Source organism: Mesorhizobium sp. WSM4830, assembly GCF_055811495.1.
This window is the reverse complement of sequence record NZ_JBVVQI010000008.1, coordinates 221,410-230,270: the sequence shown is the minus strand read 5'-3', so window position 1 is coordinate 230,270 and position 8,861 is coordinate 221,410. Positions and strand designations below refer to the sequence as shown.

General features: G+C 64.3%; 6 protein-coding genes. 1 reads left to right on the top strand and 5 read right to left on the bottom strand.

The window, feature by feature from the left end; translation table 11 throughout:
- Positions 1-287 precede the first annotated feature (287 nt).
- From AC0L2Y_RS13570 to AC0L2Y_RS13550, 5 genes are read right to left on the bottom strand one after another with little or no spacing between them, the layout of a single operon-like run.
- Complete coding sequence (locus AC0L2Y_RS13570; protein ID WP_473556795.1) at positions 288-2,747, bottom strand: GcvT family protein; 2,460 nt, start codon at positions 2,745-2,747, stop codon at positions 288-290.
- On the bottom strand, positions 2,744-3,925 hold the full coding sequence (locus AC0L2Y_RS13565) for a pyridoxal phosphate-dependent aminotransferase (protein WP_473556793.1): 1,182 nt from the start codon (positions 3,923-3,925) through the stop codon (positions 2,744-2,746). Before AC0L2Y_RS13565 ends, AC0L2Y_RS13570 begins: the two co-directional genes overlap by 4 nt.
- Positions 3,925-4,824 carry a homocysteine S-methyltransferase family protein gene (locus tag AC0L2Y_RS13560; RefSeq protein ID WP_473556791.1) on the bottom strand — a complete coding sequence of 300 codons (900 nt, stop codon included), beginning with the start codon at positions 4,822-4,824 and terminating at the stop codon, positions 3,925-3,927. The genes AC0L2Y_RS13565 and AC0L2Y_RS13560 overlap by 1 nt, the downstream gene beginning before the upstream one ends.
- On the bottom strand, positions 4,821-7,274 hold the full coding sequence (locus AC0L2Y_RS13555; protein ID WP_473556789.1) for a GcvT family protein: 2,454 nt from the start codon (positions 7,272-7,274) through the stop codon (positions 4,821-4,823). The genes AC0L2Y_RS13560 and AC0L2Y_RS13555 overlap by 4 nt, the downstream gene beginning before the upstream one ends.
- Positions 7,275-7,287: 13 nt before the next feature.
- The gene (locus AC0L2Y_RS13550) at positions 7,288-7,881 is read right to left on the bottom strand and encodes a helix-turn-helix domain-containing protein (protein ID WP_473556787.1); all 594 of its coding nucleotides are present in this window, start codon (positions 7,879-7,881) and stop codon (positions 7,288-7,290) included.
- Positions 7,882-8,146: 265 nt separating this feature from the next.
- On the opposite strand from AC0L2Y_RS13550, the gene AC0L2Y_RS13545 reads away from it, so the two are divergent.
- A complete protein-coding gene (locus tag AC0L2Y_RS13545; protein WP_473556784.1) occupies positions 8,147-8,845 on the top strand; it encodes a nitroreductase in 699 nt (232 codons plus the stop codon).
- Positions 8,846-8,861 lie beyond the last annotated feature (16 nt).

Genomic DNA, 8,861 nt, shown 5'->3' with positions numbered 1-8,861 from the left:
CACGATCAACCATCCGCGAATCTCCCGTAGCGACCAACACTACAGAATCACCAATCAGATTCTGTGCAAAGGCCTCCTTGTGGGAGAAGGTGGATCGGCGCGTAGCGCCGAGCCGGATGAGGGGTGCTGGAAGAAACGCGGCGTGGAAAGATCAGGGATGGAGGCGCTAAATTAGCGAGACGGAAGCGCTAGTGTAATTCTTCGAGGTAGCGATCCTTCCAACACCCCTCATCCGACCGAGCTTCGCTCGGCCACCTTCTTCCACAAGGGGAGAAGGGAAAAGCGCGCTACATTCGCACCCGCTCCGACTTCGGATCGTACATCGGCTTGAGCGAGGCCTCGGCAGCAAAGCGCTCGCCGGCGATCTCGATCTCGTAGGACGACGACAGCACATCCGCCTCGCTCTCGCCCTTGCAAGGCACGTAACCAAGCCCGATGGCGCCGCCGAGATGATGACCGTAATTGCCCGAGGTGATCGGGCCGACGATCTTGCCGTCGCGCAGGATCGCCTCGTTATGGAAGAGCAGCGGCTCGGGGTCGTTCAGCCGGAACTGCACCAGCCGGCGTGACAGGCCGGTTTCTTTCTTCTTCAGCACGGCATCGCGGCCAAGAAAATCGCCCTTGGCAGTCTTCACTGCGAAGCCAAGGCCAGCCTCCAGCACATTGTCCTCGTCGGTGATGTCGTGGCCGAAATGCCTGAATGCCTTTTCGATGCGGCAGGAATCCAGCGTGTGTAGGCCGCATAGTTTTAGCCCGGCGTCAATGCCGGCTTCCGCGATCGCCTCGAAGACATGGGCCGCCTGGTCGGTCGAGACATAAAGCTCCCAGCCGAGCTCGCCGACATAGGTGACGCGGTGGGCGCGGGCCAGGCCCATGCCGATCTCGATCTCCTGAAACGTTCCGAAGGGGTTATTCTCGTTGGAGAAATCGTTCGGGCTGACCTTTTGGATCAGGTTCCTCGAATCCGGGCCCATCAGGCAAAGCACGGCTTCGGCAGCGGTCACATCGGTGATGACGACGAACTCGTCGGCAAGATGTCTTCTCAGCCAGGCCAGGTCGCGCTGCAGCGTGGCGCCGGGCACGACGAGGAAGAAGGCGGTTTCAGACAGCCGCGAGACGGTGAGGTCGCTCTCGATGCCGCCGCGCCGGTTGAGCATCTGGGTGTAGACGATCTTGCCCGGCGCCACGTCCATGTCGTTGGCGCAGAGCCTTTGCAGGAAAGCGCAGGCGTCGCGGCCCTCGACGCGGATCTTGCCGAACGAGGTCATGTCGAACAGGCCGACGCCGTTTCGGACCGCCAGATGCTCCTCGCGCTGGTTGTCGAACCAGTTCTGCCGTTTCCAGGAATAGCGGTATTCGCGCTCCTGGCCCTCCCGCGCGAACCAGTTGGCGCGCTCCCAGCCGGCGACCTCGCCGAACACGGCGCCGCGCGCCGTCAGATGTTCGTGCAGCGGCGAACGGCGCACGTTTCGCGAGGTTGCCATCTGCCGGTAGGGAAAATGATCGGCATAGAGCAGGCCGAGCGTTTCGGAGACGCGCTCCTTGAGATAGCGGCGGTTCTTCTGGAACGGCTGGGCGCGGCGGATGTCGACTTCCCAGAGGTCGAAAGGCGCCTCGCCGTCATTGATCCATTGCGCCAGCGCCATGCCGGCGCCGCCGGAGGAGACGATGCCGATCGAATTGTAGCCGGTCGCCATCCAGTAGCCGGAAAGCTCCGGCGCCTCGCCGAGATAGTAGCGGTCGTCCGGGGTAAAACTCTCGGGGCCGTTGAAGAAGGTGTGGATGCCGGCGGTTGCCAGCATCGGCATGCGGTTGACGCCCATTTCGAGGATCGGCTCGAAATGTGCGAAATCCTCGGGCAATTGGTCGAAGCAGAAATCCTCGCTTATGCCGTTCATGCCCCAGGGCTTGGCCACTGGCTCGAAAGCGCCGAGCATCATCTTGCCGGCATCTTCCTTGTAGTAGGCGCACTCGTCCGGCACACGCAGCACCGGCAAGCGGGAAAGGCCGGGGATCGGTTCCGTCACGAGATAAAAGTGCTCGCAGGCGTGCACCGGAATGGTGACGCCGTTCTGGGCACCAAGTTCGCGTGACCACATGCCGGCGCAGTTGACGACGATGTCGGTATCGATCAGGCCTTGCTCGTCGCCCTGCGCCCAGGACACGCCGGTGACGCGGCCGGCCCTGGTGTGGACCTTGGTGACCTTCACATTCTCGACGATCGTCGCACCGCGCTGGCGCGCGCCCTTGGCCAGCGCCATTGCAATGTTGGCCGGGTCGCACTGGCCGTCGAGCGGCAGATGCACGGCGCCGACAACATCGGAAACATTGAGATGCGGGTACACCTGCTTGACTTCGCTGGGCGAAATCTCGCGCACGTCGACATCGAAGGCGCGGGCGAGAGACGCCTGCCGATAGATCTCGTGCTTGCGCTCCTCGGTCAGCGCCACGGTGATCGAGCCGACCTGGCGCATGCCGGTGCCGACATCGGTCTCGGCTTCCAGCTTGACGTAGAGATCGGCCGAATATTTCGCCAGCCGCGTCATGTTCTGCGAGCCGCGCAACTGGCCGATCAGTCCGGCGGCGTGCCATGTCGTGCCCGACGTCAGCTGCTTGCGCTCGAGCAGCACGATATCGGTCCAGCCGAGCTTGGCCAGATGATAGGCGACCGAGCAGCCGGAGACGCCGCCACCGATGATGACCGCTCTTGCTTTGGTGGGGATGGCTTTCGGGGGCAGGGCGTTCATGCCGCCTCGCGGCGATAGCTGGAAGCGAAGCGGCGCAGGCGCGTGGCTGCTTCCATCAGCACCTCTTCAGGCTGGCAGAGGCTGAAGCGGATGTGGCCGGCGGCGGCTTCGCCGAAGCTCGAGCCGGGCATGACGCCGACCTTTTCCTGGTCGAGGAAAGCCCAGGCGAATTTCTCGTCGTCCGGCTCGATCGCCGATATGTCGAGCATCACATACATGCCGCCTTCGGAGCCGCGCACGGTGATATTGTTCATACCATGCATGGCATCGAGGACGACGGCGCGCCTCGCGGCATAGCGCTCGGCGATCTCCTTGACGCCGTAGCCGTTTTCGAGCGCCTCGGCGCAGGCGAGGCTGATGAAGGCCGGAAGGCCGTAGGTCATCACCAGATTGAGGTCGGTCAGCAGCGAGATCATCGGTTCCGGCCCGGTCAGCCAGCCCATGCGCCAGCCGGTCATACCGTGGCTCTTCGACATCGAATTGATGACCAGCGTACGTTCCGCCATGCCGGGCAGCGAGCGCGGCGAAATGTGCTCGCCGCCGCCGAGCGTCCAGTAGACCTCGTCGGACAGCAGCCAGAGGTCATGCTCGCGGCAGATCTGCGCCAGCTCTTCCAGGTGCTCGCGCGAATAGACGGCACCGGTCGGGTTGTTGGGCGTGTTCATCAGGATGGCGCGGGTGTTCGGCCGAAGTGCGGCGCGGATGTCGGCGGCGCGCGGCTGAAAGCCATCCTCGGCGGGGGTCTCGACGACGCTGAACTCGGCGCCCGCCGCGCTGAAGGTGTTGGGGTAGGTGGCGTAATAGGGGGCGACGACGATGGCATGGTCGCCCTGGTCGAGAACCGCTTGAATGGCCGCGTAGAGCGCGGCCTGCCCGCCCGGCGTGGCGATGACCTGGTCGGGATTTGTCGCAACGCCGGTGCACAGCGTCGAAGCCGCCGCCATCGCCTTGCGCAGGCGCGGAACGCCGGCAAGCGGGGTGTAGTGGTGATTGCTGGCGCGAACCGCCGTCACGCAGGCTTCGATCGTCTCGCTCGGCGTGTCGAAATCGTGGTCGCCGACCGACAGCATGATGATGTCCTCGCCGGCCTGCTTGCGCGCCCAGGCAGCGGAATGAACCTCCCAGCCATCCTTGCCCGAAGGCACGATGCCGGAAATGCGCGATGATGGCCTGGGCATTATGCTACTCCCGAAATTTCATAACCGGCCTGTTCGAGCCGGTCGCGCAGCGCGGCGATGTGGCCCGGTCCGACCTCGCAGCAGCCGCCGACGATGCTGGCGCCGGCCTCGACCCAACCGACCGCCTGGCCGGCATAGGCATCCGGATCGAGGTCGTGGCGGGCGTGCAGCACTTCCACGGTACCGCCATGCTTGAGCGCCTCGATCGAGGTGAAGCCATTGGCATAAGCGCCGACCGGACCGCCGAGCGCGATCAGTTCGGGCAGCGCTGCAGCGATCGCCTCGGGCCGGCAGCAGTTGACCAGCCGGGCTGCGACCGGCAGGCGGTCAAGAGCGCCCGCCGCCGCTGCAATGGCTTCGCCGCTGCGCAGGCGCGGCGTGCCGTGGTCGGAAAGCGTCCACGACACCCATACGGGCTTGCCGCTTTCCGACGCCGCGGTGACGGCGGCGCGTGCCTCTTCGGCCGACGCCATGGTTTCGCACAGAAACAGATCGACGCCGTCCGCCTGCTCGGCAACGATGCGGCGATAGATGTCGAGCGTATCCTGGAAGGATATCGTCAGCGCCGGCGCATAGCTGCCGAACAGCGGCGACAGGCAGCCGGCGATCGCCGCGTCGCCGGCCTGGTCGCGTGCTTGCCTCGCCAGTTCGATGCCGCGCTTCTGCAGCGGCTTGAACAGGTCCTCCGCGCCCTCGCGCGCCAGCCGCTCCGGCGTGGCTGAATAGGTGTTGATGGTGATGACGCGGGCGCCGGCGCGGATGAATTCCGCATGCAGGTCGCGCACCAGATCCGGTTCGTCGATGAGCACCCTGGCCGACCACAGCGGCGTCGGCTCGGAACTGCTGCGGCGGACCAGTTCCTGGCCCATGCCGCCATCGGTGAGGATCACTTTCTTCATGCTCTGAGCCTCTCGTTCTTTGGATCCCATAACGGCTCATCCTTCTGCACGACCGCCCTGAAACGTTCGCCGAAGATCTCGACCTCGACCGCGGTTCCCGGCTCGGTGAGGTCGGCGCGCAGCATGCCGAGCGCGATCGACTTGTCGATGCGATGACCCCAGCCGCCGGATGTCGTCTCGCCGACGATCCGGCCGTCATGCCACAGCGTCGACATGTAGGGTGCGTCGCAGTCGCCGGGGTTTTCGACGACCAGCGTGACGAAGCGCTTCTTGATGCCCTGCTGCTTTTCGTTCTGCAGTGCCGCCTTGCCGCGGAAGTCGGGCTTGTCCCATCTGACGAAGCGCTCCAGCCCGCCCTGCAGGATCGAATAGTCGCTCGACAGGTCGCCCTTCCACGTACGGTAGCCTTTTTCGAGCCGGAGCGAATCCAACGCGTACATGCCGAACGGTTTTAGCCCATGCCTCTGCCCGGCCGCCCAGACAGCGTCGAAGATCGCTGCGGTATCGTCGACCTTGCTGTGGATTTCCCAGCCGAGTTCGCCCGCGAAGGATACGCGCACCAGCTTTGCCCAACGTCCGGCGATACTGGTTTCCTGATGCGTCAGCCAGGGCAGGGTGAGGTCGGCCGCGCAGAGTTCGGCGAGGATGTTTCGCGAGTTGGGGCCGGCGAGGATCTGGGTGGAGTACTCCTCCGTCCTGTCGACCAGCTTGAACATGGCGTCCTTCGGGATGCGCGACTTCAGCCATTCGAAATCATGCCACTGCGCCACAGCGGCGGTGATCAGCGTCATCAGGTTCTCGTCGTGGCGGACCACCGACATTTCGGTGACGATGCGGCCCTTGTCGTCGGCAAAATAGACGAGGCCGATGCGGCCGGGTTTCGGCACCAGGCCTGTCACCTGGAGGCTGAGCCATTCGGCGGCACCCGGACCGTCGAGATTGAAACGGGAAAACCCCGGCAGGTCCAAAATGCCGGCGGCATCGCGGACGGCGAGGCATTCTTCGCGCACACGATGCTGCCAGGGGCCGTCACGGCGGAAGGTCAGCGTGGATTGTTCGGAGATGTCGTCGCCTGGCTTGGCATACCAGGTGGCGCGTTCCCAGCCATTATAGGCGTCGAACCGGGCGCCGAGTGCCTTGATGCGGTCGTGGAGCGGCGACAGCTTGCGGTCGCGCCCGGCCGGCCAGGCATGGCGCGGGAACTGGATGGCATATTCGTTGCCATAGATCTCCATGCCCTTGGCGACGCAATAATCCGACGCCGAGGCAAAGGCGGTGAAACGGCGCGGATCGCACGACCACATGTCCCATTCGGTCTGGCCCTCGGTCACCCATTCGGCCAGCACCTTGCCGGCGCCGCCGCCCTGGGCGATGCCGAAGGTGAAGACGCAGGCCTCGAAGGCGTTGGGCACGCCGGGCATCGGGCCGATCAGCGGGTTGCCGTCCGGCGCATAGGGGATCGGCCCGTTGATGACCTTGGACAGGCCGGCGGTGCCGAGGATCGGCACGCGGGCGACAGCATCGGCCAGGTAATGTTCCAGCCGGTCGAGATCGTCGGGAAACAGCTGGAAGGAAAAATCGTCGGGCATCGGGTCGTTGTGGCCGACCCAGTGGGCGCGGCAATTGCGCTCATAGGGCCCGAGGTTCATGCCGTTCTTTTCCTGGCGCAGATAATAGGACGTATCGACGTCGCGCAGCAGCGGCAGTTTCTTGCCTTGTTCCTTCGACCACGCCGCCAGTTCGGGGATTTCCTCGAACAGGATATATTGATGGCTCATCACCATCATCGGCACCTCGCGGCCGAACATCCTGCCGACTTCGGCGGCACGGTAGCCAGCCGCGTTAACGACGATCTCGCAGCGGATCTCGCCTTGCGTCGTCCCGACCACCCACTCGTCGTTGTCGCGGCGCACGCCGGTGACCGGACAGAAGCGGATGATTTTCGCGCCCATGTCGCGGGCACCTTTAGCCAGCGCCTGGGTCAATTGCGCCGGGTCGATATCGCCGTCGCTCGGATCGTAGAGCGCGCCTTTCAGCTCATGCGTCTCGATGAAGGGGTAACGGCGCTTGATCTCGTCGAGCCCGACCACGTCGATATCCATGCCCTGGTAGCGGCCCATGCCCTTGGCGCGCTGGAATTCCTGCATACGCTCGGTCGAATGGGCGAGCCTGAGCGAGCCGGTGACGTGGTAGTTCATGGGATAGCCGACCTCGTCGGCCAGCCGGCGATAGAGCTCGGTCGAATAGCGCTGCATGTTCATCAGCGACCATGACGAGGAGAAAGTCGGCACATTGCCGGCGGCGTGCCAGGTCGAGCCGGAGGTCAGCTCGTTCTTCTCCAGAAGCACGCAGTCGGTCCAGCCCGCCTTGGCGAGATGGTAGAGCGAGGAGGCGCCGACGGCACCGCCTCCAATGATCACAACGCGTGCCGTGGTCGGCAAACCGGCCATGTTCTTCTCCAGATCAATAGACGGGCGGCGAAACCACCCAGATGACGACAGCCGGCTCGGCTCCAGGATTGCGCCAGCGGAACGGCTTGCCGTCGAAGCGGAAGGAGTCGCCTTCTCCAAGCCGGTGCCAGATGCCGGCAATTTCGATGTCGAAGCTGCCGGAAGCGACGTAGCCGGCTTCCTCGGTCGGCCGGCGCGCCTCGGCCTTCAGCTCGGCACCCGGGGCGAAGACCGAACGCAGCATCTCGAAGCTACCGCCGAGATCGGGCGACAGAAGCTCCTCCACCAGGCCGGAATCGCTTGTGCCAAGCGTGCGCCGGCTGCCGGCACGCACGACCACGCCGCGTTCGGTCTCGACAGGCACGTCATGGCTGAAGAACAGGCTGACCGGCACGCCGAACAATTCGGCGAAGGCCCTGAGATCGCCGAGCGACGGGATCGACAGGCCGCGCTCGACCTGGCTGACCCAGCCGACGGAACGGCCGAGCTTCAGTGCGATTTCGGCAAGCGTCAGGCCGCGCGCCTTGCGCAACGCGCGAATGTCGCCGGCCAGCAGCCGTTCGCCGTTGTCCTGTTCCGATCTGGCGGCGGTTGAGGGCAAAGCCATCCCTGTTTCGGTGAAAAATTCCCAGTAAATTTCATGTGACGGCAGGTTCATGAAAAAATCAAGAGGGTTTTCACGCGCCCACAAGATTTACTTGCGCCATTTTGACGGTTCGGGCAAAGGCTCGGCGCACGAGCGGCGAGTCCGGTCGAGGCGGATAGGGCATCGAGCGCTCATAGAAACTCGCAAGGATGCTCCATCACTTCTAGTCGGCGCATGATCCTTTCCGGATAGTCGGGTTCCAGGATTATGCGCAAAGGGACAGCCCATGCTGGAAAACAACTCCCGGATTGCGGCGGCGATCGTCGATGACGCGATTACCTCGCGGCGGTCCGTACGCGCCTTCTTGCCCGATATGGTCGACGACGACACCATCCGCGATATTCTCGCCGTTGCCGCCCGCGCGCCCTCAGGCACCAACATGCAGCCCTGGAAGGTCTATGTGACCAAGGGCGAGGTCAAGCAGCGCATCACCGACGCTATCCTCAGTTCGGGCATCCGCGCCGAAAAGGCCGAGTGGGACGAGTACCGCTACTATCCCGACCAGTTCTTCGAACCCTATCTGACGCGACGGCGGGCCAACGGCTTCGGCCTCTACGGCGTGCTCGGCATCGGCCGGCGCGAGGTCGACAGGATGCGTGCACAGCACGACCGCAACTTCGTCTTCTTCGATGCGCCGGTCGGAATGATTTTCACCGTCGACCGGCGGCTGAACAAGGGGTCATGGATCGACTACGGCATGTTCCTGCAAAATATCATGGTCGCGGCGCGGGGCAGGGGCCTGCACACCTGTCCGCAAGCTGCCTTCGCGCCCTATCACCGGCAGATCAGGCCGGTGCTCAACATTCCCGACGAGGAGATCGTCGTCTGCGGCATGGCGCTCGGCCATGAGGATACGTCCAAGCCCGAAAACGCATTCCGCACCGACCGCGCGCCGCTGGAAGAGTGGGTGACGTTCAGCAGCTGACGTAACGCGCCGCCTC

Coding starts and splice junctions, on each gene's coding strand:
- AC0L2Y_RS13565 (WP_473556793.1), bottom strand. CDS start 3,925: ATGCCCAGGCCATCATCGCGCATTTCCGGCATCGTGCCTTCGGGCAAG.
- AC0L2Y_RS13560 (WP_473556791.1), bottom strand. CDS start 4,824: ATGAAGAAAGTGATCCTCACCGATGGCGGCATGGGCCAGGAACTGGTC.
- AC0L2Y_RS13570 (WP_473556795.1), bottom strand. CDS start 2,747: ATGAACGCCCTGCCCCCGAAAGCCATCCCCACCAAAGCAAGAGCGGTC.
- AC0L2Y_RS13545 (WP_473556784.1), top strand. CDS start 8,147: ATGCTGGAAAACAACTCCCGGATTGCGGCGGCGATCGTCGATGACGCG.
- AC0L2Y_RS13555 (WP_473556789.1), bottom strand. CDS start 7,274: ATGGCCGGTTTGCCGACCACGGCACGCGTTGTGATCATTGGAGGCGGT.
- AC0L2Y_RS13550 (WP_473556787.1), bottom strand. CDS start 7,881: ATGGCTTTGCCCTCAACCGCCGCCAGATCGGAACAGGACAACGGCGAA.